Here is a 24,705-nt window from a genome sequence, read left to right as displayed (position 1 = left end):
TGGACAGCGTTGGAAATCACAATCAGCTCAGCGGACGGCTGCGTGTCGGGTCGATCACCCAGATTCCGGTGATGGCGGGTGATCGATCCGACACGCGACCCAAAAACACCGTTTGATTACTCCTTGGCCTTGTAACCCATGGGCAGTATCTTGAACCGACCACCGGTTATAATTGGATCACCCTTATAGCCCAATGCCTTGAAGTCGATATAATCCGTGGTGCCCACCAGATGGCTCACGTCGCGCCCCTTGGCAGCCATGTAGGAAAAATCGGTCCCCTTGTGGGCGATGGATTTGAAATCAACGTCGCGGCTGTCCTGATGGCAGCGGTTGCAGGTCCGCTCGCCCTTGAGACTTTCGTGGCACTGAACGCAGGAGAGGGCCGAGTCCGCCGGCATCACCTCGTGTTCGACCCCCCAGTACATATTGGTAGTGATCCATTCGTACTTGCCGCTGTATTTCATATCGGCAACTTTCATACCGTCTGAAAAAGCCTTCTGCCAGTCCCGGTTTTTCCAATAGGCGGTCTTATCCTCCTTGTTCCGGGGAAACAGATGGGGAATGAGCAGATATTTGTATTCGGCGTCAACCGCCTGAATCCCCTTCATGATCTTGAAAGGCGATATTTTCGAGTTGGGATCGTTGATGGACCCGACGGGTTCGCTGATGTTGATCTCAGCTTGCGTCAGATCAAGCTTGTCTCCCAAAAACACTCGTTTCATAAAGCCACCGTACCAAGCGTAATTCGGTTTGGGCGACTCCTGCCATATAAAATCGCCTTTTTTCCAGTCGTAGTCGGGCATGCCGTACTTGTCTTTTTTGGGTTTGCGTGTCATGTCACCCGCCGTGGACCAGTCCCAGAAGGTCTTGGTGGGCTTGCATTTAGCGTAAACCGGTGAATGACAGGTGGTGCAAGCAATATTGTCGCAGTGCTTGTTCAAATGGTGATCGAGCAAATGCTCCCTGTCGTGGGGCGTTTTCGAGTGACAGGTGGTGCAGGCCATACTGCCTTCAACCACGGGGACCGAAGAACTGCGTCCGGCTATCTTATGGTTGCGGGTACGGTGGCACTCCGAGCACTGGAAGTCGTAGCCGCCCATGTGGACATCGCAGTTACGCTCCGGATGAAGGAGTTGTCGGGAGAGATCGGCGTGTTTGACGGCTTCGCCGCCGCCCCCGTTGAAATGACAATCCCCACAGGTTTTGCGGGATGTGCGGCCTACGCTTTTGGCCACCGCTACCAGATCCACTTCGGGATCGGGCATACCGGCAGCCGTGGGTGTTTTCTTGTAAGTGCCCGTACGATCGTGGCACACTAAACAGTCAATTTTGGTCATGTCGGTAAAGTCGAAGGTAGCGTCTTTCCATCCGTAGCCGGCGTGACAACTGGTGCAACGAGCCTCGTTGCTGATGATGCTAATTCAGAAGTTGTTCGTGGCAATGGTGGCTTTGCCAAGATCGACCATTTTTCTATGATTCAGGGTGAATGGGGAAGGCCCTTTCCAAAGCCAGTGGGCCGATTTGAGCATGTCCTCGCCGGCGGGTTTGTGGCAACGCAGGCATTCGCTGGTTACCTGGGATGGGTCCGGGTTCGCCGCCAGCTGAATTAAATCTTTATGATCGGGCACATTTTTTCGGTGACAGCCGGCACAGTCGATGGGGCCCTTGTTCATCTGTTGATGACACCCCATACACTGCTGATGGTAGGCCGCTTTGAGGCCCAGGCGTTCCGGGTGGTCTTTTTGAAAGGGCTCCTGGTGGCATGCCGAGCAGCGGGTCGTTTCCGAAGCCGATTCATCCAGGGGCCGGTAATGGTGGCACAGGGCGCAGTCCTTAGCGACAAAAGCATGCTTGGCGTGCATGAACCGCACCGGGCCATAATGATCTTCCGTTTTACGGATAATGGGGCTGTCCAGCAGAAAATAGCTTTCCGTCTGGTCTTTGACTCCCAGGCCCTTGTCCCGAAGCCGCTGCTGACGGCATAACCGGCATTCGTCCCTGACGGCTTCGACAAAGGGAACCACCTCCTGGGCACGCTTTTTGGCCGCTTCTTGGTCCGGGGCAAACCAGGCGGACTCGACTTCCGCCGACGTTTCCGCCGGTGCCGGGTTGGCTGCCAGGGCCGCTGTGCAACCAAGGATGCCGGCCAGGGCCACCATTACAATGAAACGCACACCTGGTCCTGTTCGGGTCATGCAGACACCTCCTGTTCCGGTTTATTGAGTACGGGCAAATAGGTCACGAGCGCTCGATAGATGAACATCAGAGCAGCGATGAGCCCTACCGTGACCATAATTTCACCGACGGCCGGAAAATAATTGGCCTCGCTGATAGGGGGACGGTATCCCACAACAAAGACGTTAATCCGGTTGACAAGCACCCCGCCGACAATCATCGAACAAGCAATGAACAGGGCCTGGCGCGACCGGCGAACCTTTGGTGCAAGCAGCATCAACCAAGGCACGATCACGCCCAGGATTACTTCGACGAGGAAGGCATTCGTCTGGGCCGTACCGTCCAGCAGATACACATAGGTACCGCGAACCACCATATCACCCACCTTCAGTGCCAGATACAGCCCCAGTAAAAAGATGGTGATGCGGGTCAGCGGGGTCAAAATCTTCATCTCCGAATCCAGTTTGAGGGATGTGGTGGCCAGGGTCGCCTCGAAAACCACCATGGGGTAGCCCACGGCAATGGCCGAGGTGAGAAACAACAGCGGCAGCATGGGCGTATACCACAAAGGATGCAGCTTCGTCGGGGCGATGAGCATCAGCGACCCCAGGCTGGACTGGTGCATGCAGGACAGCACCACGCCAACAATGATAAGAAACCACATGATCCGGGGCAAAATGGTGTCGGCCAGTTTGAGCAGCCCGTCCACCGGTGCATTCAGCACGGCCAGCGGTCCGGGCAGGTCCACGCGGCCTTTGAACCGTTCCACCACAATGGGCAGGAACTCGATGTACAGGACGTTCAGGTAGAACATGACGCACATGGCCACCTCGAACAGCACCGAGGTGGGATTCCAGTATAGTAAGGGCTTCCAGATGGCCCAGGACCGGCCGATATCCACCAGCAGCCCCAGCACCACAAAGGTATAGCCTAGCATGGCCGTCAAAAGTGCCGGACGGACGACCGCTTCATAATAGTGCCGGCCGATGATGTGAGCCAGAAAGGCGGTGGTAAACCCGCCGGCGGCCAGGGCCACTCCGGAGGCTACATCCACCCCGATCCACAGTCCCCAGGGCCGTGCCGTAGAAAGGTTGGACACATAACCAATGCCGCCGATGAAACGGGCCACAATGACGGCTGCACCGGCCGCCATGAGCACGGCCAGCACCACGACACCGGGGGTCCAGAATTTTGCCTTGATGGGCGCTGCATGATGCATCATTTGCCGCCTCCTTCCTTGCCATTGCCGGCCCGGTCCCCCTTGTCCTTGGAAGCCCACATGATCCCGCCGAGCATGCCGAAAAGAACGATGGGAGACCACATGTAGCTGAACAGGGAGTGTTGGATGGTTTCGGCCAGCCGGGGCATGGGTTTTTCCGGCAGGGTGTTGAAGCCCACCTGTTCAAAAGGCACTCCGGAAAGGTACATCCAGCTGGTACCGCCCACCTCTTTCTCGCCATAGACGTGATCGATATATTGACCTGGGTTTTTTTTGATCCGCTGATGGGCCACGGCTAGCAAATCGCTCCGTCGGCCGAAGGTGATGGCCTCCACCGGACAGATTTCCGCACACCCTGGAAGCTTGTTTTCCGCTTGCACCCGTTCATAGCAGAAGGTGCACTTCATCACCCGGGGGGTAATGGGGTCATGGTATTCGTAGGCCGGGATCTCGAAGGGGCAGGCCACCATGCAGTAGCGGCAGCCGATGCATTTGGTGACATCGTAATGGACCGTACCGTTCTCCTTTTTTGACAGGGCGCCCACAATACAGGCAGAAGCGCACGCCGGGTCCTGGCAGTGCATGCACTGCAGCTTGACGAAAGTAGGAATCAACTGGTCCCGTTCGTCGATCTGACCCGAGGTGTAGCGGTTGACCACCGTATAGGCTTTTTCGTCGGGTCGGCGTTTTCTGTCGAGGACCGTATAATCTTCAAAAGATTGTTCCGGCGCGGGTAGAAGGTTCACCCGGTTGCAGGCATCTTCACACTTGCGGCAGCCGATGCACCGGGTCAGGTCCACCAGGCAGCCGACAGGGTCGGAAGGCGCTCTGGATTGCCAAGCATGGGCGGATCGTTCGGATCCAGTCACCGCCGCGCCGGCAGCGGTCACATATTTAAAAAAATCGCGTCTGTTCAACCCCATAGGCCCTCCTCGATTAACGTTTGATTACCCGGATGCGATAGTGCGTGTCCGTTTGGGACAGATCAAAATTCACGTCCGGCTGGCTGCCTAAGAGCAGCCGCAAGTTACTGACAACATCAGCATCTTTGATCGTGGCGATCATGTTGTCTCCGGGCTGCATTTCATAGACAACCTGGTTAAATTTGAGAACGCTTACCGGCCAGGGAAGATCCTCAAGGTTGATATGAAGATGCCGACACATGCTACATGCTTTCCCTGTTCTTTTTGAACGAATAACGACCATCGTCAGTTTGTCCGCATAGGGAGAGATGGATTAACAGAGATTAACAAAAAATGTGCCAGTCTCATGTAAAATTACAAAATGTTGTAAAAGTTTGAAATTATATAATAATTTTATTTTTCTGACGGCGTTGAACAAAATAAGTGTTTAAATTTTGTTTAAACACATGTTAACGAAATAAATGTTTGTTTAAACACTTTTGAAGGGAGCGGGGATGCCGATCAAAAAGATCAATCAGCACTGGGAACGCGTTGTCAACACCATGGCCGAGGCGCTGCTCATCATCAGCAAGGAGGGTCGGATCCTGTCGGTAAACCACGCATTCGAAGAGTTGACCGGGTATTCGGCCAGCGAGGTGTCCGGCCAGCCCTGCACGCTGTTGGCATGCCAGGCCTGTGAAATGGCCATCAACAATCAGGGCGACGGGTGGTGCAAGCTGTTCGAACCCGACCAGCCGGAAATGCGCCGCTGCCGCTGTACCATTAAAAAAAAGGACGGGACCTTTTTGCCGGCCATGAAAAACGCCTCGGTCCTACGCGACGAAGACGGGGCGTTGCTTGGGGCGGTGGAGACCCTGACGGATTTGAGCGAAATTGACCGTTTGGACCGAAAGGTGGAAATTCTATCCCGCCAATTGGACGAAAACAGTGGCTACGGCGCCATCATCGGCGGCAGCGATGCGATGAAATCGGTTTTCGCGATCATCGAAAAGGCGGCCCAAAGTGACGCCCCCATCATCATTTTTGGAGAGAGCGGAACAGGCAAAGAGTTGGTGGCCAGGGCGATCCATGAACGGGGAAAACGAAACACGGCCCCCTACGTTCAGCTCAACTGCGCGGCACTCAACGAAGCCCTGCTGGAAAGCGAACTATTCGGCCATGTGAGAGGGTCTTTCACCGGCGCCTTCCGCGACAGGGTCGGGCGTTTCGAGGCGGCCAACGGGGGAGACCTGTTCCTTGACGAGATCGGAGACATCCCCCTGTCTATCCAAATCAAGCTGCTGCGGGTCTTGGAGACCAGTCAATTCGAGCGGGTGGGAGAGAACCAACCGGTTTCGGTGAATGTACGGATTATCACGGCCACCAATCGGAATTTGTTGGAACTTATCGAGCAGAAGCGCTTTCGGGAAGATCTCTACTTTCGCATCAATGTGATTCCCATTCATCTACCGCCGCTTCGAAAACGAAAGGATGACATCCCCCTGTTGGTCAACACCTTCATCGATCGGCTGGAGATACGGACCGGCAAACCGGTCCGGGGGCTGACCCGGGAAGCGTTGAACCGGTTCATGAATTACCGGTGGCCGGGAAACGTCAGAGAGATGAAAAGCGCATTGGAGTATGCCTTCACCGTTGCGGACAAGGACGCTATCGACATCGATCACCTTCCGCCCCACCTGGAGACCCATGCGGTGCCGGCCACGTCGACATCCAACCGGACGATCCGGGAAATCGGCAACACCGAACGGCTGCAACTCATCGATGCCCTTCAGTCCGCCGGCGGTAACCAAAGCCAGGCAGCCCGGCTTTTGGGCGTCAATCGGGTAACCGTTTGGAACCGAATGCGAAAATACGGGATCAACCTGAAACGCGAAATCAAACGATAATCAGACGCAGGTCAACAACGCCTTGATAAAGAGAATGGCGCGCTATTCTTCCAGCGCCTTTAAGAATTCTTCCTGCGGCACGTTCTGGCCGGTCCACAGCAGGAAAGTTCGGCGGGCCTGATAGGCCAGGGCGGAAAGACCGTCCATAAACCGGATGCCGCTTTTTTCCGCCAGGGACTGCCAGATATTCTCCCGGTGACCGTAATTGAGATCGAACACCAATTGGCAACCGTTGCTCATCATGCTGCTGACGATGCCGGCCAAGTCGCTGGATTCATCACGGCCGGAGATGGATGTTGCATTGATGATGAGATCCGCGTTCAGGGGAACGCCGGGCAGATCCTTCAACATCCGTGGGATACAGCTGAAATGACCGGCCAGACGGCAGGTTTTTTCATTGTCCCGGCCGGCCACGACAACCGATTCGGCCCGCAGCCAGTTGAGGATAAACACCACGGCCCGCGCAGAGCCGCCGGTACCGATCACCAGCGCCTTTTTTCCCGCAATGTCGAATTTCACCTCGTTGAGGGCATCCATGACGCCGATGGCGTTGGTGTTGTATCCCTTAAGCTGGCCGCCCTTGCAGACAATGGTATTAACGGCGCCGATGATGTTGGCCCCTTCGGAAAGCACATCCAGATAGGGCAACACTTTTTCCTTGAATGGCGAGGATATGTTGGCGCCGGCAATGTTAAGCACCCGGAGACTCTCCAGCGCCTTGCCGATATTGCCATCTTCAACCATAAAGGGCACATAGGCCCCATTGATGCCTGTCCGGCCGAGCACCGTGGTAAATATCGCCGGCGCCCTGGATCGAAAGACCCGCTGATCACTGATGATACAGAATACCTTTTTCTGAAACGCGTATGTCACGTCCAGAATTCCTGAAGGCTGATTCATCTGGCTGGGTCTCGGTTGTTGATGATCAATGCCCCCTCGATAATAATGGCCGCTGCAATGATCTGGGTTTGATTGTTAACCGTATTTCAGGATAACAAGCCTGCTCGCACCTCCCGAGCAGGCTTGTTGCTGTGAAAAAATGACGATGACAACCGTTCGTGGTTCAATCGATACAAGCAACCATCGCCGGCAACCCGTTTTTGGCCAATACCAGGCTACAGGTTCAACAGCCCTTTCAGGCTTTCAGTGATCTCTTCCGCTGAAGCCGGTTTGGGAAGATAGTCGTCGGCTTCCATGCTCATGCCGTCGTAGTGGGAATAACGGGTGGAAGAGACGTGAGAAGCCACGGCGGTGAGCATCACAATGGGAATGTCCGCGTATTTTTCATTGCTTTTCAATTCCTTGCACACCGCATAGCCGTCCTTTTCGGGCATCATGACGTCCAGAACGATGGCATCCGGTGGATTGGCATGGACCTTTTCCAAACCCTGAACGCCATCATAGGCCACCTCCACTTCAAAACCTTCCTTTTCCAGGTTCCCCTGAACGATCGAACAGAAATCGGGCTCGTCGTCCACCACAAGGATTCGTTTTTTGTCACTCATTTGTGTTCTCCTTTATAACAAGCTGATTGTTGAAAAATCAGCAGCCTGAGCTAATATAAATCGCAGGTCTGGGCCGGGTGGGGCGGTGGCGTTTATTTCTCCCGCCACCCTGCCATTCCGGCTCCATCGGATTAATCAACCTGAGGCCGTGGCAAGACCTTGGCCCGTTCGGCGATTTCCGGTACCTTGTGTTCCCATTCGATGGCCATGAGGTGAACACCGGCAACCCCTTCCATTTCTTTGAACTCTTCGATCTGCTCGATAGCAAATTTGATCCCCTCTTCAGCCTGATTGCCTTTTCCAGCACCCTTAAGCCGTTCGATCAATTCTTCCGGGACATCCATGCCGGGAACCATCTTTGCCATATACTGAGCCATGCGTGCGCTTTTCATGGGCGTGACGCCGGCGAGAATGTAGGCTTTTTCCGTCAGCCCCATGTCCACGGCCTTTTTCATGAAATCCCGGAACCGGGGCATATTGTAAATGCACTGGGTCTGGATGAAGTCCGCGCCGGCGTCGATCTTGTTGGCCAGCCGGTAAATCCGGAATTCATATGGATCGGCAAACGGGTTGGCGGCGGCTCCGATGAACATCTTCGGCGGCACGTCAATATCCTCATCGTTAATAAATTTGCCTTCGTCTCTCATCTTCTTCACCATGGCGATCAGTTGCATGGAATCGATGTCATAGACGTTCTTTGACTGGGGATGGTTGCCGAACTTCTGGTGGTCGCCGGAAAGGCAGAGCATGTTCCTTATTCCAAGGGAGTACACCCCGAGGACATCGGCCATCATGGCCAGGCGGTTGCGATCCCGGCACACCATCTGAAAGTTGGGTTCGATGCCGTTGGCCACCATGATGGCCGAGGCAGCCGCACTGGACATACGCACCACGGCGGTCTGATTGTCGGTGACATTCACCGCATCAACCTTGCCCCGCAGGTGTTCGAATTTTTCCTTCAGGTGTTCGACATTGGCTCCCTTGGGTGGACCGCATTCACCGGTAAACGCAAAGTGGCCCGCCTTGAGCACCTTCTCCAGGTTACTTCCTGATTTCAAACCGTTATTGCTCATTGCACCAACTCCTCCCTAATGCTTTTCCGGGGACCGCCGTCCCTTGCCGTCTGCCAGTCTTTCGGCGCCCGAAGGGTTCGAAGATCCTCCAGCCGACCCTGCTCCATTTTTTTCTTGACAATGGTATCCCAAATGCATTCCACGTCCTTGGCAATTTCGCACTTACCGCCCGCGCTACCACCGCAGGGTCCATGCTGAAGACTTTTTGAGCACCGGGCGATGGGGCACAGCCCGTCGTAATAGTGAATGACACAGGTGCCGCACCCGGCGCACCGCTCTTCCCAGATGCCATGCTGAACCGCACCGCCGAAGAACTTGGTGTTTACCGCCGGAAAAAACTTCTGGCTGGGATAGGCTTCGGAAAGGAATTGGGGCCCGACGCCGCAGGCCATGGAGACGACGGCATCGTATTGGTCGAAGATGTCCCGGATCTGCTCCACGTATTCGGGATCGCACTGGCGCTCCAAGGTTTTCTCGTCGATCTCGATGGGGTTGCCGTCTTTCTTGCGCGCGATCTTCAAGGTGGCGGCCAGCACCCCCACCTCCTTGGCACCGCCGACATTGCATACGGTGACGCACCCCTTGCACCCCACAAGAAGAATTTTCTTGTACGCCTTGATCATGTCCTGTATCTCTTCCAGAGATTTTCGATCCGCAATTATCATTTGTTCACCTCTTAGGATCCAAAGGCGGAAGACTCCGCCTCTTATCTGTGTTTAAGAAGTCACCGGACTGGGTCCCAGCGCCTTGATCGTGTCGGTCATTTCGGTGGCAATTTCCGCAAAGCGTGGGCCCTGGGCTGAAGAAAGATTGAACATTTGCACCCGTTCCGGCTCTATGCCCAGTTCCTTGAGGGTTCGTTGAACGTACTCGACTTTCCGTCTGGTTTTGAGATTTCCTTCCAGGAAATGACATTCACCTTCCAGTCAACCGGCCACGTATACGCCGTCAGCTCCTCCTTCGAAGGCGGTCAGCAGGTGAAGGATGTCCACCCTGCCGCTGCACGGCACCTGAATCACCTTCACATTGCTTGGATAATTCAAGCGCATGGATCCGGCAAGGTCGGCCGCTGCATAAGCGCAGTACCTGCAGCAGTATGCCAGGATCTGGGGTTCAAAGGTTTCATTCATGGTCATTCTCCGATGTGTTTTAGGAGTTTAGTTGTTTAGGTCGAAGGTCGAAAAAAAAGACTCCATATTTCTTGTTTGCTCTCATTTCTGTCTTCAGTCTAACCCCCTTCAGCCTATCTGCCTATATTTCGGGCGCCCGGAGTTCTCAGGCTGCCGGTTGTTCTGGCGCCCATATTCCCTGTTTGATCAAGCCGCTGCCCCTTTTTTCTTTTCAAAAAGGGCCGCCGTCTTGGCCACGATCTGTTCGTCGGTAAAATGCTTGAGCTGGATAGCCTTGCCGGGGCATTCGGCCACACAACAACCGCAGCCATGGCACTCGGCCGGTTCGATCACCGCATGACCCTCCTCCCCGATATAGGGGATGTGGTACGGGCAGGTTCGCACGCAGGTCACACAGACGGCGCACTTGTCCGGATCCACTTCGGCCACCACACCGCCCACCATGATCGAATCGCGGGACAGGATGGTCATGACCCTTGACACCGAGGCCCGCGCCTGGGCGATGCTTTCGTCCAACGCCTTGGGATAGTGGGCCAATCCGGCCATGAAGATACCCTCGGAACCGAAATCAACGGGACGCAACTTGGCATGAGCCTCCACCAGGAAACCGTCGGCATTGATCGGCACTTTGAAGAGCTCAAACAAGTCCTTGTTTTCATTGGGCAGCACGGCTGTTGCCAGCACGAGCAAATCCGGATTCAATTCCACAGGCATCTGAAGCACATGGTCCCTAACCGTTACACTCAGATGACCGTCGGCTTCCTTCACATCGGGCAGGTTGTCTTCCAGGTTGTAGCGCATGAAGATGATGCCCTTTTCCCTGGCCTTTTTATAAAGCTCTTCGCGGAATCCGTATGTGCGGACATCCCGGTAGAGCACATAGATGTCCATCTCCGGGTTGCTTTCCTTGAGACTCAAGGCGCTCTTGACAGTATGGGTACAGCACAGCCGGCTGCAGTATGGCCTTTCCGTAGTCCGAGACCCGACACACTGGATAAATGCCACGCTCCGGGCAGCAGACAGCCGTGGATCGTCTGCATCCATGGCGGCATCCAGGTCGAAATGGGTCATGACATTGGCGTTCTTACCATACAGGTACTCGCTGGGGATGTATTCCTTGCCGCCGGTGGCGATGATGGTGGCACCGTGTTCCACCACCGTCTCGGTCAGGGATTCACCGGAAGTCATGAGGGTGGTGGTGAAGTTGCCCATGATACCGGTGGTTTCCACCGGTTCCGTTTTCATGAAAACCCGGATGTGTTCATGGTTGCGCACCCGGTCGACCAGCGCTTCCAGATAGGGTTTCACCGGTTCCCCCTGCCAGGTGGACCGCAGTTTGTGGGCGACGCCGCCCAGCACATCGCTCCGCTCCACCAGATAGACCGGGAGCCCCTGGTCGCCAACGCCCAGCGCCGCCTCCATGCCGGCCACACCACCACCCACCACCAGCACCTTCTGGGTCACCTCCAGCCGAACCTGGTGCAACGGTTCGATGTAGGCGGCCTTGGCGACAGCCATGCGAACCAGGTCCTTGGCCTTGGCCGTGGCCCGTTCCGGGTTGTTCATGTGAACCCAGGTGTTCTGGTCGCGGATGTTGGCCATTTCAAACAGGTATTTGTTCAAACCGGCATCCCTGATAGTCTCCTGGAACAGCGGTTCGTGGGTTCGCGGGGAACATGAGGCCACCACCACGCGGTTGATGCCATGTTCCTTGATCACCTCTTTCATCTTGTCCTGGGTATCCTGGCTGCAGGTGAACAGGTTGTCCTCCACATGGACCACATGGGGCAGGGTAGCGGCATACTCTCTCACCGCGGGCACGTCGGCTACACCGCCGATGTTGATGCCGCAATTGCATACGAAAACCCCCACCCGGGGTTCCTGCCCGGATACATCGATCTCCGGCGGCAGCTCTTTGGTTTTGATCAGTGTACCTCTTGCTTTCGCCAGAGGCCGGGTGGCCGTTGATGCGGCGGCGGAGGCCTCCATGACCGACTGGGGGATATCCTTGGGCTCCTGGAAGGCACCACAAACAAACACACCCGGCCGGCTCGAACTCACCGGTTCGAGGGTCCGGGTGGCGGCATGAAGGTGTTCGTTGAGATCGATGCCCACCTTTTTGGCCAAGTCCACCGATTCCTTGTTGGGAGCCAGGCCAACGGCCAGGACCACCATATCGAAGGTTTCCTCAATGAGTTTCCCTTCCTCGGTAATATAGCGCAGCCGCAGGTTGTCACCTTCCACCGGATCGATGGTATGCACCTTGGAACGGATGAAGCGCACCCCCTTTTCATCCCGGGCGCGCATGTAGTATTTTTCAAATTCCTTGCCGTGGGTACGCATGTCCATGAAGAAAACGGCGGTGTCCAGCGGCTTGTCACTGTGCTCCTTGGCGATGATCGTTTGTTTGTTGGTGTACATGCAGCACACCGAGGAGCAGTAGCTGTGGTCACTGCAGTTGATATCCCGCGAGCCCACGCACTGAAACCAGGCGATCTTTTCAGGTTCTTTGTGGTCCGACGGCCGCATCAGGTGGCCGGCGTAAGGGCCTGAAGCGGAAAGAATCCGCTCGAACTCCAAGCTGGTCACCACATTGGGATGGCTGGCATACTGGTAGGTCTTGTGCTGGGTGGGATCGAAAGGGGAAAATCCGGGGGCCAGGATGATGGCTCCCACGTTGATGGTCTTGTACTCGGCCACCATGTCGTGATTGACTGCCTTGGCCAGGCAGGCATCGACACACTGGTAGCACTCCGAGCAGAGTCCACACTTGAGGCACCGCTCGGCTTCGGTCTTGGCCTCTTCTTCGTTATAACCGAAGGAGACTTCCAGGAAGTTGCATTCCCGGGCTTCCGGATCGAGACACCGGACCGGTGTCCGCTTTTTGGTCGGCTCCTTACTCAAATCATCGGGTTTGACAAAATCCCATTCTTTTTGTCTACCTTCGGTGAGATCCATACCGTTGATGAAGCGGTGGATGCTCTCGGCCGCCTCTTTTCCGCAGGCAACGGCGTCCACCACCGATTTGGGTCCGTAGAATGCATCGCCGCCGGCAAAAACCCAGTCGATCGGCGTCTGCAGGGTCACCGGATCGGCTTCCAGACCGCCAGGGCGGGAAATAGCGATGCCCTGCTCCTTGATGCCGTCCAGATTGGTGCTCTGGCCGATGGCGATAATGATGGTATCGCCGAAAAAGGGCTGGCATTCCGCTTCGTCGTAGGCGGGGTTGAATCTACCCTTTTCATCAAAAACCGCCGTACAGGTCTTGAATTCGATTCCCGACACTCGCTTGTTCTTGTCGATGTAAAAGGATTTAGGGCCGAAGCTGTTGACAATCTTGATGTCACCTTCCAGGGCTTCTTGAATCTCGTGTTCCCAGGCCGGCATCTCTTCCCGCTTTTCCAGACAGATCAGGGTGACGTTCTTGGCCCCCTTTCGCTTGGCGGTGAGGGCCACGTCGATGGCCACGTTGCCGCCACCCACCACAACAACGTCCTCCCCGAGTTGGACATCCTTACCCATTGAGGCATCACGTAGAAAAGAAACCCCTTGGAGCACGCCTTCGGCATCTTCGTTTTCTACGCCGAGGCGGCGTCCGCCATGCAGTCCGATGGCCATGAAGCAGGCATGGTAACCGTCGGCTTTGAGGCTTTCCAGGGTGATGTCCGCACCGAAGGTCACCCTGCATTTGATTTCAGCCCCCATTTGCCGGATCACGTCGATTTCTCCGGCCAGGAGGTCCCGGGGAAGCCGATATTCAGGAATCCCATAGCGCATCATGCCGCCGGGTTCCGGCATCTTTTCGAAGATGGTCACCCGATATCCTTGCTGGAGTAGATAATAGGCCGCCGTGACACCCGCGGGACCGGAACCGATAATAGCCACCTTCTCTTCTCGTTGCTCCGCCGTAATTTCCGGAATATATGTCTCCCCGCTCTGACATTCATAGTCGGCCAGAAAGCGGTGAAGCTCACGGATCGCCAGCGGTTGATCCACGTCGTTGCGGGAACATTGACTTTCACAGGGGTGGTGGCAGACCCGGCCGCAGATCCCCGGGAAGGGGTGGTCCTGTTTGAAAAGTTTAAGGGCTTCTTTATAGCGACCGTCATTGATCAGGGCGATGTACCCCTGAATGCTCACGTGGGCCGGGCAGGTGGCCTTGCAGGGAGCCGTTCCGCGCTTATCGATAGCGTATGCGCTGGGCATGCCCTGGGGGTAGAGTTTGAAGGCGGCTTTACGATCTCGCAGTCCTTCGTCAAACAGGTTCGGTGTTTCGATAGGGCAAGCTTTGGCACACTCGCCGCAGGCCGTGCATTTGTCCATTTCAATATAACGCGCGTTCTGGCGAAGCTTTACCGTGAAATTCCCCACCTCTCCGGTTACCTCTTCGATTTCCGTCAAGGTCATCAGGTCGATGTTCAGATGCCTTCCGCACTCCACCAGCTTGGGTGAGATGACGCACATGGAGCAGTCGTTGGTGGGAAAGGTTTTGTCCAACTGGGCCATAACCCCGCCGATGGCCGACTTCGTCTCGGTCATATGAACGTAATAACCCGAATCCGCCAGGTCCAGAGATGCCTGTATGCCTGCAATTCCGCCGCCGACCACAAGTACGGAACCGACGACATCCTTACCTTGGGTTTTTTCTTTTTCTGCCATTACACGTTCCTCATGAAAGGGTTGGTGATAGAGGGATTATCAGTTTTCCAGCCGTCCATCAGACCATATCCAGCAATTTCTGCAGCTTGTCTTCCCAGCCCATGGCGGAAATCATTACCCCTGAAAAACCTGCCTCTTTCACCGCAGATATAATTTTTGTGGCGATGGAGAGGCTCTCCACGGCTTTGTCCGGAGCTCGCATGAGTCGCTTAATCAAGTCCTGAGAAATGGTAACGTTCAGGTGCCGGTCCAGGTACCGTGCCATTCCCACGGATTTCAACAGCATCACGGTGGGAATAATACGTGTTTTTTTAAGATCAACCTTCTCAAGAAACGGGGCAATGGCCCCAATATCAAAAACCGGCGGTGCAATGAAAAAATCCACGCCGGCCTCTGTTTTTTCAGCCATCCTGGACAACTCTTTTTTAAGCGCATCTCCGGTGGCCCGGGCATTGACGTTGGCACCTATCAGAAACGAGGGTGCACCGGACAGTTCATTGCCGGCCAGGTCCTTTCCGGTCTGCAATGCGGAAACGGCCTTAAACAGGGTCATCAGGTCGATATCGTCGACCGCTTTGGCCTGGTGATGATCTCCTAGGCCGGGGTCTTCTCCGGAAACCCCCATGATATTGAGAATGCCGCACCCATAGGCAGCCAGCAGGTCCGCTTGCAGGGCGATCCGGTTGCGGTCCCGGCAGTTCACCTGCATGATGGTTTCCAGCCCATGGCTCTGAAGAATCATGGATCCACCCAAGGAACTCATCCGCATGACGGCGTTGCCCATTTCCGGCACGAGGAAGGCATCCACCATGTTCTTTACGCGAACTGCGCAGTTGACCATCGTTGAAACATTCACCCCTTTGGGCGGCTGCATCTCCGCAAGAATGGTGAACTTGCCTACATCGAATTTGTTTTTTAAATGCATAAGCCAATCCCCTTATGGTTGCTGCGGAAAACACGCGGTAACGGTTAAAAAATGAGCGCGTCAAATCGGTATCTGGCGATGGAAGAATGCGGACACCTTCCGGAAAAAGCAGGCCTTAAAAATTCTGGCCGATTTGTGTCCTTTTCCTGCCATTCTGGGACAGCAAAGCCTGTGCCAGCAAACTGTATCTACTCCATCAAAATGTTTATATTAAATATAATTAACATGTTAAGAATAATTCAAGGCATGCCCCCAAACAAAAAAGAATTTAAAAAAAGGTAGACAACTATGCCATATTGGACTATTAATGTCATAAAACAAAGAAAATTAAGGTCGTTACCAAGGTCATTCCAATTTGGCACGGTCCATATTGGCACAGCATGAAGGGTGATGGGAAGCAATGAACAGTCATGTCGTTGTCGTAGATGATGACCGGGATTACCTGGAAGTTCTGGGGAGAAAGCTGGCCGATATCGGCTTTAAACGGGTCCGCCTTGAAGACAATTCCGTCAAGCTGGCTGAAGAGGTGGAAAATGGGCTCTCTTTCGACCTGGCCCTCATCGATATGACCATGCCGGAGATGGACGGCATGGCCCTGCTGGAAAAAATAAAGGCCAATTCTCCGTCCACGGAGTGCATCATGGTAACGGCCATCAACGAGGCACGCGTCGCTGTGGAATGCCTGAACAAGGGGGCTTATGACTATCTGGTCAAACCGGTGGCCACCGAAGACCTCTCTTTGTCCATTAAGCGAACGCTGGAACGAAAACGGCTTCTGGATCTGCTGGACCTTGAGAAGCGCGATGATTTGCCCACTCTAGAAAACGAAGAGCCTTTCCGTCCCATTATCACCCAGTCCAAAAAAGTCCTGCGGATCCTCAAAGAGGCAGAGCTTCATGCCTCCAGCCTGGTTCCCGTTCTGATTACCGGGGAGAGCGGTACCGGCAAAGAGCTTCTGGCTCGCGCTATCCACGGCGCCAGTCCTCGTTCCCAGCACCCATTTAGCCCCATCAACATGTCCTCGCTCACCAGTTCATTATTTGAGGCTGAATTTTTCGGCCATACCAAAGGCGCTTTCACCGGTGCTGAACATGGCCGGGTCGGCTACCTGGAATACACGAATAAGGGCACTCTGTTTCTGGACGAAATCGGCGACCTACCGCTATCCCTCCAAGGGAAACTACTGCGGGTGCTTCAGGATGGCGAGTTTTCCAAACTCGGGTCGAGTACCCGGCAGAAGGTAGACCTGCGTTTTATCGCAGCCACCAATGAAAATCTCGAACAGATGATGACCCAGAAACGTTTTCGTAAAGACCTCTATTACCGCATCCGAGGCGGCTGGCTCCACCTCCCCCCGCTTCGCGAACGCCGGGAGGACATTATTCTGCTGACCCGCAAATTTCTGGAGAAATATTACGATGTGAATAAACAAGGCTTTATCGAAAAATCCGCACTGGACCTATTGATGCGTTATCCCTATCCCGGCAATATCCGGGAATTGAAATCTATTCTCCAGTCCGCGGTCAATCTGGCTCGCGGAGAACCGATCCGGGAAGTGCACCTGCCTTCGCATATCACGGCAACATTAACAGCGTGTGAGGAGGAAGGCGTGACCGCCGGCGGTTTGCCGATAAAGCCGCTTGCCGAGGTGGAAAAAGCGCACATTTTACAAGCATATGAGCAAACAGGAGAAAACAAGTCGAAAACAGCCAGACGGCTGGGTATCGGCCTTAATACCCTGCGGCGCAAACTGGCCAGCTATGGCATTCAATGAGTGGCGATAGCCCTAAAAACATGAATTCATATACGGTTCGGGCTACCGGTCTCCCCGGCGGTAGGGTTCCGCCAGCATGGCCGGGGCGTTCAGGCGGCGGCTGTCCCGAAGCCCCCCCACCAAAAGCACCAGCAAGGTAGCCATATAGGGCAGCATGGCTAAAAAGTTGGGAGAAATCCCCAAGGGTTGGAGCATATACTGAAGCACAAAGATTCCACCGAAAAGAAAAGCGCCTACCACGGCCCGCATTGGATTCCACAGGGCGAAAATGGTCAGGGCGATAACGATCCAACCGCGCCCGGCAATCATCCCCTCGATCCATGATTTGCTGTAGGAAATGGAGAGGTGGGCACCGGCCATGCCAGAAAAGCCACCACCGATAATTACGGATAGATATCGGACCATCGAAACATTGACCCCTTGGGTTTCCGTGGCCTTGGGGTTCTCGCCGGTCGAACGGATGCGAATACCCAGCAATGTGTGCTCAAGAACAAACCAGGCGCCAATGGCCAGGAGCACCGCCATATAAAAAAAGGGGCTCTGATTGAAAAGTACCGGGCCCACCACAGGTATGTCCGCAAGGAAAGGGATGGGCATGGCGTTGATTTTAATGGCCAGCGGCTTCCCCACGTAAGGTTTTCCCAGCAATCCCGCCATCCCCAATCCGAGCATGGTCAGCGCCAGGCCGGAGACCACCTGGTTGGATTGAAGACTCACCGATGCAAACGCATGAACAATGGAAATCAGCATCCCCGCAATGATGGCCGCGCAAAGCCCGAGCCATGGATTGCCAGTATGGTGGGTAACGATAAATGCAGTTACCGCACCAACAGCCATTACGCCTTCCACGCCAAGATTAAGTATGCCGGAGCGCTCAGAAATGATCTCGCCAACGGTACCGAGCAGCAAGGGGGTTCCGGCAACCAGCGTACGCTCAACCACAGAAACGATGATCTCCTCCATGGGGTTAGGCCCTTTCTCCCAACAGTAAGCGTACCTTGTTCTTGGTAAAGAAATCACCCATAATAAGAAAAATCAGCAAGGTTCCATTAAAAACATCCACCGTTGCCGCAGGCAGTCCGAGAGATATCTGAATCGCGTCTCCACCTACGAGAATCCCGGCAAAAAAGATACCCGAAAAAATGACGTAAATCGGATTGAGCTTGGCCAACCAGGCCACAATAATCGCCGTAAAACCATAGCCGGAGGAGATGGAGTCGGGATAGCTCAAATAATGATGGATACCGGCTACCTCCCCCACCCCGGCCAGACCGGCCATGCCGCCACTGATGACCATGATTTGCATCGTCGTTCGGGAAAAATCGATGCCCGCATATTTTGCCGCATCAGGATTTTCGCCGATCACCCGCACCTCATACCCGAAACGGGTCTTGTAGATGACAACAGATAACACGACAACGGCAATCACCGCCAAAATCAAGGTAGCCGTGTGAATTCGTGATCCGGGCAGCAAGGACAAGATCGCCGAATCCGGAAGATCGTCGGTATATGGAAAACCGAATTTTTTTTTGCTCTTCCATGGTCCGACGATCAGCAATGTGAGAAACTCAGCACAGATGTAGTTGAGCATCAGAGTGGAAATCACCTCGTTGATTGAAAACCGGAGTTTGAGAATTGCCGGAATCAATCCCCAAATCGCTCCGCCGACAAACCCGGCAAAAAACATCAACGGAACGATCACTGGAGAGGGAAGCGCCGGCCCCCAGTGCAAACCCACCCACGTGCCAAAAATAGCTCCCATGAGAAGCTGGCTCTCGGCCCCGATGTTCCAGAATTTTGCTTTGAACACCACGGCAAGGCCGCCACCGATAAGAATAAGCGGGATGGCTTTGGTAATGGTCTCTTTGAAACCGTAAATACTGCCGAAAGATCCGCTGAAAATTTTCTCGAACGCAAAAATCGGGTTCACGCCGCATAAAATAAAAATCAATCCGATAGCCGCCATGCCGGCAGCCAGCGCCAGGACCAGGGTCAAAAAGATGCCGATGGCGGATATCTGCTCTCGATCAGAGACTTTAAAGTGAAGCATCCGCCCCCTCTCCCGTTTTTAAATAGTTTGTGCCGGCCATCATCAATCCGATATCCGCGATCCGGGAATCATCGGATTCCAGAATCCCCATAAAATTCCCTTGAAAAATGACGGCAACCCGGTCGCACAGCGCGAAGATTTCCTCCAGATCTTCGGACACCAGAAGGACAGCGCCGCCTTCTGCACGCCGCTTAAGCAGCTGATTGCGCAGATACTCAGTTGCACCCACATCCAAGCCGTAAGTGGGATGAGAAGCCACCAACATATCCGGCTTGTCAGCAATCTCACGGCCGAGAATCAATTTTTGAATATTACCGCCGGACAGATTTTTCGTCTGAATATTAATGGACGGCGTGGCCACCTGGAAATCTTTGATCAACTGCCGGGTATGCGCCTTGATGCGGCCATAAGCGAGAAAAGCCCGCCGGGAAAACTTCTTCTGGTGGTGCTGCTTAAGGATCGCGTTTTCGTAAAGAAAGAGGTTAGGTGCGATGCCAAACCGGATCCGTTCCTCCGGCACGTGGGACACGCCGGTGTTGTGGATTTTTCGGGGCGACTGGTTGGTAATATCGATATCGTTGATCCGAATCCTTCCGTGGGTCACCAGCCGCAGGCCGGTAATGGCTTCGACCAGTTCGCGCTGCCCGTTTCCGGCAACACCGGCAATACCGAAAATTTCGTTCCTGTACACCTCAAAGGAGATGCCGTTCACTACCGGATATCCTTTGTCGCCATCTACCTTGACGTCCACCACATCCAGTACTTTCTCTTTTCTCGGCATCTTTTCCCTGGAAAATGAGAAAACAACGTCCCGGCCGATCATCATACGCGCCAGGGAGCGCTTGTCCATCTGTTCGGTACACGCATGTCCAACCACGCGGCCTTTGCGAAGCACGGTCACCCGGTCGCAAAGCTTTTTGATTTCATCCAGCTTGTGGCTGATGAGGATAATCATCTGCCCGTCTTTTCTCATTTTTTCCAGAACCTGGAAAAAATCCCGGGTTTCCTGAGGGGTAAGAACAGAGGTGGGTTCGTCAAGAATCAACAACCCTGCACCGTTGACGAGCGCTTTGATAATCTCCACCCGTTGCTGTTCGCCGGCAGACAGCTGCCATACTTTTTTGTCAGGATCGATGTTGAAATTGAATTTTTCTGAGAACGAAACGATGCTTTGTCTCATTTTCTTCTGCGGGAACAGCATGGGCGCGTGTGCATAACCCAGGGCGATGTTTTCAATCACCGTGTGGTTCTGAATCAGCATGAAATGTTGGTGCACCATGCCGATACCATGGTCGATAGACGCCTTGGGAGAATCGATCGAAATCCGATGGCCATTGACCCGGATCTCTCCGGCATCGGGCTGATAAATTCCGTAGAGGATATTCATCAGCGTGGTTTTTCCGGCTCCGTTTTCCCCCAGCAGGCCAAGGATTTCTCCGGACGACACCTTCAAATTGATGTTATCGTTTGCTCGAACCCCATGAAATGACTTGTTAATATTTATCATTTCAAGCGTTTCAATTTTTTTCATAATGGCCGTCATCCAAAAAAACAAAAAGGGAGGCCGGGCTTAAGACTCCGGCTCCCCTTCTAATCAAAACAAGCGTCTTATTTGGGGATGCTTCCCACGACGTTGTCTACGTAGTACATGATGCTCAGCAGGTCTGCCTTGGAGGCCTTTTCTCCGGCTTTGATCTGCAGCTTTCCGGTATTGTCTGAAATGGGCCCCATGTAAGGATCGAAAACGTCGGTGCCTTTTTTCATCTGCTCATAGCGCTTGACGACCAGGTCATAAACGGAAAGGGATCCAAAATCTTTCGTTGGAACGGAAATGGCCTTCAATGCATCTACAAACTTGGGATTGATCGGGTCTTCGAATGAACCGCCGAGGATGGCAGCCTTTTCAGCAACCAACCACCAAAGGTCATCACTCGTCCAGGTTCCTTCATGAAGATCCTTGAGAATCTTTTCGTACATGACCCCCCAGTCCACCAACTGCCCGGACACCACGGAGTCTTTTCCATAGGGTTGCATCGGACTGTAATGGCTGAAGGTATAAATTTGCTTGCCTTTTTCCGTATGCTCCTGGCCCACTTCAATGACCGCCGGTGTGTCCTCGGTAAACGCAAGCGCGTCGCAACCGTCGGCGATCAGTGCCTCTGCCGCCTCCCTGGCCTTGTCCGGCCCATACCAGGCATAGGTCCACCGCACATGAACGTCCGCCTTGGGATTCACCGCTTTGATACCAAGGGCGAAGGCATCGATATGGCGAACCACCTCCGGAATGGGGAAGGCCCCTACATAGCCGATTTTATTGCTTTTGGTCAGCCCGCCGGCCATCAACCCATTCAGATAATAGGTCTGATAAAGGTCGGCGAAATAGGTGCCAACATTTTTAGTCTGTTTGAAACCGGAACAGTGCATGAAGTGTTTGTCCGGATATTTCTTGCCCGCTTTAAGGGTGCCATCCATGTAACCGAAGCTGGTCGTAAAAACGACGTCGCATTTTTCTTCCTGAATAAACCGGTCGATTATTCTATCGGAATCAGCTTCAGCCACGGACTCGATAAAAACGGTCTTTAACCACGGCAGTTGCTTCTCGGCATATTTTCTTCCCACGTCATGGGCATGAGACCAACCATAGTCGCCAACCGGTCCAATATAGACAAAACCGGCTTTGAGCGGTTTTTCAGCCGCGACACCTACGCCGGATCCAAAAAGGGTATACAGCACGACACAAAAAACGATCCAGACAAAACGCTTTCGCAATATTTTACTGCCCCTCATTTGCTCCTCCTTTTCTTGACAGAACCTTTTAGTCGTTTTTTCCTGATTCAAACAGGACTTTTAACTACGATGATCCGATTCGTTAAGTCAACAACAGTGTTTTTCAATCTTCGGAGTGTTGCCTCTGCTTTTTCGATTTGTTCATCACATTTTTATCCAATTCAAGAAATATTCTGATTCAACGGCTATTGACGCTTTATCATTGACTTTGGGTTAGCGGTATGATTGTTTAATTATTTTGGTCTTTTATGGGAAAATTGTAATTTCAGGAAACTTAAATACCGGGCGCTTGTCACCTTATTATAAGGGTGACTGACAGCGTCAGTCTCAGGAGGATAAAATGTACGGGTTAGCGGCTATACAACAAGCCAACGGGTGGGCCATGGCCGGCGCGGGAGCCTGTATCGTTCTCATCGGCTTGGCGGTACTTTCTTTTTTAATATCGATGATTCCCCGCCTTACCGGTTTTTTTGAAGAAAAGCCCCATCCACCCATCGAAAAATCGAAAATATCGACCCAACCGAAAAGGATCGTTCCAGATAAGCTTCCGGACGAACTTGGCGCCGCATCAACGATCTATATCTCCTTTACCGAAGACATAGGTGAAACGTTCGACCTGATCGATCTACACCGGAAAGCCAAAGAAGTCGGACTTCCCCATCCCCATCTTTCGATCAAACGCTTCAGGGACGCAGGCATATTGGTTTCTGTAGGCGACGGACGCTTTTCCTGGCAACCCCTATCCGAATAAAGAACAAGGACCTGATAAATGGATCTTTTACTGCAGTTTCTGACCAATACCGGGTATTACCTGGCCGATTACCGGCACTTTTTAATGTGGGGCATTGGAATCGTCTTTGTCTACCTGGCCATCGGTAAACAATATGAGCCGTTGCTCCTGCTTCCCATCGGTTTTGGGGTTTTATTGGGCAATGTCCCTTTTTTTAAGGGTTTCGGACTCGGCATCTATGAACCGAACAGCGTTCTTCACTACCTTTATTTTGGCGTGACCACCGGCGTCTATCCGTCGATAGTATTCCTTGGCCTCGGTGCCATGACCGATTTTTCCTCGCTGCTGGCACGTCCGAAACTGATGCTGCTCGGAGCGGCAGCGCAAATGGGCATTTTCTTTACCCTGCTCAGTGCTTTGGCCTTGGGTTTTCTTCCAAAAGAGGCTGCCTCCATCGCAATCATCGGTGGGGCCGACGGCCCAACATCCATCTTTTTAACGGCCAAGCTGGCACCGCACCTAATAGGCCCCATCGCCATTGCCGCCTATTCATACATGGCACTGATTCCGATCATTCAACCGCCGATCATGAAACTGCTGACAACAAAGAACGAACGCCGGATTCACATGCCCGACCCTCGGCCGGTTTCAAGAAAGGAGTTGTTGATTTTCCCGGTCGTCGGTTTATTCCTCTGCTGCTTCCTAGCCCCAGCGTCCATTCCCTTGTTGGGAACCTTCTTTTTTGGAAACCTGATGAAGGTCAGCGGTGTTGTCGACCGCCTTGCACAAACCGCTCGAAACGCCATCATCGATACGGCCACAATCTTTTTAGGGTTAACCGTCGGGGCCAGCACCCAGGCCGATGTTTTTCTCACCACCAAGTCGGTTGGCATCTTTGCGCTTGGAGCGGTGGCCTTCAGCATCGCTACAGCGTCAGGTGTGCTTTTTGGTAAATTCATGAATCTCGTGTCAAAAGAAAAGATCAACCCCTTACTCGGCGCAGCCGGTGTATCTGCGGTTCCCGGGTCTGCCAGAGAAGTACATATGATGGGACAGAAAGAAGATCCATCCAACTACCTTCTGATGCATGCCATGGCCTGCAACTCCTCCGGCGTTATCGGGTCTGCAATCTGCGCCGGTATTCTGTGGAGTTTTAATGTAGGATAACTGCTACCATTCGAGGATACCCGTTTCAACACCGCTGAAGATGCCGGAGAATTGAATTCATTCTCCGGCATCTTTGTTTGCTTGTTTTAAAGACTATGATTTACGCTTGACCTCTTGGATTTGACTGTGCGATTCTTAAAATGTTAATGGAAACGGTTCGGCGAATTCGATGCGCCCTGTCATTTTCAACACGCGCCTTAGCCTTCCTCTCTCGTCGCCACATCTACTGCCGTTCTCTTTTTTCAACCAATTAAACTAATGGGGGAAGCCATGATTGCAAAAGTAATAATCAAACGCCGATTCGTTAAGGAAAACACACCTCAAATTCTTTCACTGCTAAACAAGATCAGATCCATAGCTTTGGACCAGCCTGGATATATTTCGGGAGAAACCCTCATGCAAAAAGACTTTCCGGAAAACATGGCGGTCATTGCTACATGGCAACGCATGGAAGACTGGGTGGCATGGAAAAACAGTGAGACGCGGAAAACCTATGAGGCCATGTTAGAGATTTATCAGACCAGACCCACCCAGTATGAAGAATACCATCTGGGAACATCGTTTCTGAGAGAGAGTTAAACGATAGCGATCGTGCCAAACGGCCATGCAAGTCCTTTTCGATTTTTATTCTTCCCACCACGCCTCAGTTCCTTAAAACAGTTATAAAAACAAAGGGTTAAAGACGGCTTTTGGAGTGCTTGA

At 53.4% G+C, this 24,705-nt stretch carries 20 protein-coding genes; 5 read left to right on the top strand and 15 right to left on the bottom strand.

The window, feature by feature from the left end:
* Positions 1–116: 116 nt before the first annotated feature.
* The 4 genes from ACHZBS_RS11770 to ACHZBS_RS11755 are packed head-to-tail and all read right to left on the bottom strand — an operon-like array spanning position 117 to position 4,558.
* A complete protein-coding gene (locus tag ACHZBS_RS11770; protein WP_394707984.1) occupies positions 117–2,195 on the bottom strand; it encodes a tetrathionate reductase family octaheme c-type cytochrome in 2,079 nt (692 codons plus the stop codon).
* Positions 2,192–3,397 (bottom strand): NrfD/PsrC family molybdoenzyme membrane anchor subunit, encoded by a 1,206-nt coding sequence (nrfD, locus tag ACHZBS_RS11765; RefSeq protein ID WP_319406703.1) that lies wholly within the window; start codon positions 3,395–3,397, stop codon positions 2,192–2,194. Before nrfD ends, ACHZBS_RS11770 begins: the two co-directional genes overlap by 4 nt.
* Positions 3,394–4,317 (bottom strand): hydrogenase 2 operon protein HybA, encoded by a 924-nt coding sequence (hybA, locus tag ACHZBS_RS11760; protein ID WP_319406702.1) that lies wholly within the window; start codon positions 4,315–4,317, stop codon positions 3,394–3,396. The genes nrfD and hybA overlap by 4 nt, the downstream gene beginning before the upstream one ends.
* Before the next feature lie 13 nt (positions 4,318–4,330).
* Positions 4,331–4,558 (bottom strand): hypothetical protein, encoded by a 228-nt coding sequence (locus ACHZBS_RS11755; protein ID WP_319406701.1) that lies wholly within the window; start codon positions 4,556–4,558, stop codon positions 4,331–4,333.
* Between the two features lie 253 nt (positions 4,559–4,811).
* Here ACHZBS_RS11755 and ACHZBS_RS11750 point away from each other — a divergent pair, with 253 nt between their 5' ends.
* Complete coding sequence (locus tag ACHZBS_RS11750) at positions 4,812–6,203, top strand: sigma 54-interacting transcriptional regulator (RefSeq protein ID WP_319406700.1); 1,392 nt, start codon at positions 4,812–4,814, stop codon at positions 6,201–6,203.
* A 42-nt stretch (positions 6,204–6,245) separates the two neighbouring features.
* Here the strand turns inward: ACHZBS_RS11750 and ACHZBS_RS11745 are convergent, their stop codons facing one another.
* From ACHZBS_RS11745 to ACHZBS_RS11715, 7 genes are all read right to left on the bottom strand, one after another.
* Positions 6,246–7,103 (bottom strand): shikimate dehydrogenase family protein, encoded by an 858-nt coding sequence (locus tag ACHZBS_RS11745; protein WP_394707983.1) that lies wholly within the window; start codon positions 7,101–7,103, stop codon positions 6,246–6,248.
* Between the two features lie 215 nt (positions 7,104–7,318).
* Positions 7,319–7,708 carry a response regulator gene (locus ACHZBS_RS11740; protein WP_319406698.1) on the bottom strand — a complete coding sequence of 130 codons (390 nt, stop codon included), beginning with the start codon at positions 7,706–7,708 and terminating at the stop codon, positions 7,319–7,321.
* Between the two features lie 131 nt (positions 7,709–7,839).
* Positions 7,840–8,781: a methylenetetrahydrofolate reductase gene (locus ACHZBS_RS11735; protein WP_319406697.1), complete on the bottom strand. Its 942-nt coding sequence runs from the start codon at positions 8,779–8,781 to the stop codon at positions 7,840–7,842.
* Positions 8,778–9,446: a methylenetetrahydrofolate reductase C-terminal domain-containing protein gene (locus ACHZBS_RS11730; protein ID WP_319406696.1), complete on the bottom strand. Its 669-nt coding sequence runs from the start codon at positions 9,444–9,446 to the stop codon at positions 8,778–8,780. The genes ACHZBS_RS11735 and ACHZBS_RS11730 overlap by 4 nt, the downstream gene beginning before the upstream one ends.
* A 51-nt stretch (positions 9,447–9,497) precedes the next feature.
* Entirely contained in the window at positions 9,498–9,911 is a 414-nt protein-coding gene (locus ACHZBS_RS11725; protein WP_319406695.1) for a hydrogenase iron-sulfur subunit, read from the bottom strand.
* 186 nt (positions 9,912–10,097) lie between these two features.
* The gene (locus ACHZBS_RS11720; protein ID WP_319406694.1) at positions 10,098–14,570 is read right to left on the bottom strand and encodes an FAD-dependent oxidoreductase; all 4,473 of its coding nucleotides are present in this window, start codon (positions 14,568–14,570) and stop codon (positions 10,098–10,100) included.
* Positions 14,571–14,628: 58 nt separating this feature from the next.
* Positions 14,629–15,495 carry a methylenetetrahydrofolate reductase gene (locus ACHZBS_RS11715; RefSeq protein WP_319406693.1) on the bottom strand — a complete coding sequence of 289 codons (867 nt, stop codon included), beginning with the start codon at positions 15,493–15,495 and terminating at the stop codon, positions 14,629–14,631.
* 400 nt (positions 15,496–15,895) lie between these two features.
* Between ACHZBS_RS11715 and ACHZBS_RS11710 the strand changes: the two genes are divergently transcribed.
* Positions 15,896–17,269 carry a sigma-54 dependent transcriptional regulator gene (locus tag ACHZBS_RS11710; protein WP_319406692.1) on the top strand — a complete coding sequence of 458 codons (1,374 nt, stop codon included), beginning with the start codon at positions 15,896–15,898 and terminating at the stop codon, positions 17,267–17,269.
* A 42-nt stretch (positions 17,270–17,311) separates the two neighbouring features.
* On the opposite strand, the gene ACHZBS_RS11705 is transcribed toward ACHZBS_RS11710, so the two are convergent.
* The 4 genes from ACHZBS_RS11705 to ACHZBS_RS11690 form a co-directional block, all read right to left on the bottom strand.
* Positions 17,312–18,232: an ABC transporter permease gene (locus tag ACHZBS_RS11705; protein ID WP_319406691.1), complete on the bottom strand. Its 921-nt coding sequence runs from the start codon at positions 18,230–18,232 to the stop codon at positions 17,312–17,314.
* A gap of 4 nt (positions 18,233–18,236) precedes the next feature.
* On the bottom strand, positions 18,237–19,319 hold the full coding sequence (locus tag ACHZBS_RS11700) for an ABC transporter permease (protein ID WP_319406690.1): 1,083 nt from the start codon (positions 19,317–19,319) through the stop codon (positions 18,237–18,239).
* Positions 19,306–20,850, bottom strand: coding sequence for an ABC transporter ATP-binding protein (locus ACHZBS_RS11695; RefSeq protein ID WP_319406689.1), 1,545 nt, complete (start codon positions 20,848–20,850; stop codon positions 19,306–19,308). The genes ACHZBS_RS11700 and ACHZBS_RS11695 overlap by 14 nt, the downstream gene beginning before the upstream one ends.
* Before the next feature lie 77 nt (positions 20,851–20,927).
* Positions 20,928–22,106 (bottom strand): BMP family ABC transporter substrate-binding protein, encoded by a 1,179-nt coding sequence (locus ACHZBS_RS11690; protein ID WP_319406688.1) that lies wholly within the window; start codon positions 22,104–22,106, stop codon positions 20,928–20,930.
* A gap of 340 nt (positions 22,107–22,446) precedes the next feature.
* Here ACHZBS_RS11690 and ACHZBS_RS11685 point away from each other — a divergent pair, with 340 nt between their 5' ends.
* The 3 genes from ACHZBS_RS11685 to ACHZBS_RS11675 all read left to right on the top strand — a co-directional run bounded on the left by ACHZBS_RS11685 (position 22,447) and on the right by ACHZBS_RS11675 (position 24,582).
* The gene (locus tag ACHZBS_RS11685) at positions 22,447–22,857 is read left to right on the top strand and encodes an OadG family protein (RefSeq protein WP_319406687.1); all 411 of its coding nucleotides are present in this window, start codon (positions 22,447–22,449) and stop codon (positions 22,855–22,857) included.
* Between the two features lie 18 nt (positions 22,858–22,875).
* The gene (locus tag ACHZBS_RS11680) at positions 22,876–24,003 is read left to right on the top strand and encodes a sodium ion-translocating decarboxylase subunit beta (RefSeq protein ID WP_319406686.1); all 1,128 of its coding nucleotides are present in this window, start codon (positions 22,876–22,878) and stop codon (positions 24,001–24,003) included.
* Positions 24,004–24,399: 396 nt separating this feature from the next.
* Positions 24,400–24,582 carry a hypothetical protein gene (locus ACHZBS_RS11675; RefSeq protein WP_324292403.1) on the top strand — a complete coding sequence of 61 codons (183 nt, stop codon included), beginning with the start codon at positions 24,400–24,402 and terminating at the stop codon, positions 24,580–24,582.
* Positions 24,583–24,705: the final 123 nt, after the last annotated feature.

The sequence above is a fragment of the uncultured Desulfosarcina sp. genome, assembly GCF_963664155.2.
Lineage (GTDB): Bacteria > Desulfobacterota > Desulfobacteria > Desulfobacterales > Desulfosarcinaceae > Desulfosarcina.
Note: the sequence above shows the minus strand (reverse complement) of the source record. Positions and strands in the feature narration are given on the sequence as shown.

Bases quoted from the DNA above. Each gene is read 5' to 3' on its own strand.
- nrfD (WP_319406703.1), bottom strand. From the start codon at position 3,397: ATGATGCATCATGCAGCGCCCATCAAGGCAAAATTCTGGACCCCCGGT.
- hybA (WP_319406702.1), bottom strand. From the start codon at position 4,317: ATGGGGTTGAACAGACGCGATTTTTTTAAATATGTGACCGCTGCCGGC.
- ACHZBS_RS11755 (WP_319406701.1), bottom strand. From the start codon at position 4,558: ATGTGTCGGCATCTTCATATCAACCTTGAGGATCTTCCCTGGCCGGTA.
- ACHZBS_RS11750 (WP_319406700.1), top strand. From the start codon at position 4,812: ATGCCGATCAAAAAGATCAATCAGCACTGGGAACGCGTTGTCAACACC.
- ACHZBS_RS11745 (WP_394707983.1), bottom strand. From the start codon at position 7,103: ATGAATCAGCCTTCAGGAATTCTGGACGTGACATACGCGTTTCAGAAA.
- ACHZBS_RS11740 (WP_319406698.1), bottom strand. From the start codon at position 7,708: ATGAGTGACAAAAAACGAATCCTTGTGGTGGACGACGAGCCCGATTTC.
- ACHZBS_RS11735 (WP_319406697.1), bottom strand. From the start codon at position 8,781: ATGAGCAATAACGGTTTGAAATCAGGAAGTAACCTGGAGAAGGTGCTC.
- ACHZBS_RS11730 (WP_319406696.1), bottom strand. From the start codon at position 9,446: ATGATAATTGCGGATCGAAAATCTCTGGAAGAGATACAGGACATGATC.
- ACHZBS_RS11720 (WP_319406694.1), bottom strand. From the start codon at position 14,570: ATGGCAGAAAAAGAAAAAACCCAAGGTAAGGATGTCGTCGGTTCCGTA.
- ACHZBS_RS11715 (WP_319406693.1), bottom strand. From the start codon at position 15,495: ATGCATTTAAAAAACAAATTCGATGTAGGCAAGTTCACCATTCTTGCG.
- ACHZBS_RS11710 (WP_319406692.1), top strand. From the start codon at position 15,896: ATGAACAGTCATGTCGTTGTCGTAGATGATGACCGGGATTACCTGGAA.
- ACHZBS_RS11705 (WP_319406691.1), bottom strand. From the start codon at position 18,232: ATGGAGGAGATCATCGTTTCTGTGGTTGAGCGTACGCTGGTTGCCGGA.
- ACHZBS_RS11700 (WP_319406690.1), bottom strand. From the start codon at position 19,319: ATGCTTCACTTTAAAGTCTCTGATCGAGAGCAGATATCCGCCATCGGC.
- ACHZBS_RS11695 (WP_319406689.1), bottom strand. From the start codon at position 20,850: ATGAAAAAAATTGAAACGCTTGAAATGATAAATATTAACAAGTCATTT.
- ACHZBS_RS11690 (WP_319406688.1), bottom strand. From the start codon at position 22,106: ATGAGGGGCAGTAAAATATTGCGAAAGCGTTTTGTCTGGATCGTTTTT.
- ACHZBS_RS11685 (WP_319406687.1), top strand. From the start codon at position 22,447: ATGTACGGGTTAGCGGCTATACAACAAGCCAACGGGTGGGCCATGGCC.
- ACHZBS_RS11680 (WP_319406686.1), top strand. From the start codon at position 22,876: ATGGATCTTTTACTGCAGTTTCTGACCAATACCGGGTATTACCTGGCC.
- ACHZBS_RS11675 (WP_324292403.1), top strand. From the start codon at position 24,400: ATGCAAAAAGACTTTCCGGAAAACATGGCGGTCATTGCTACATGGCAA.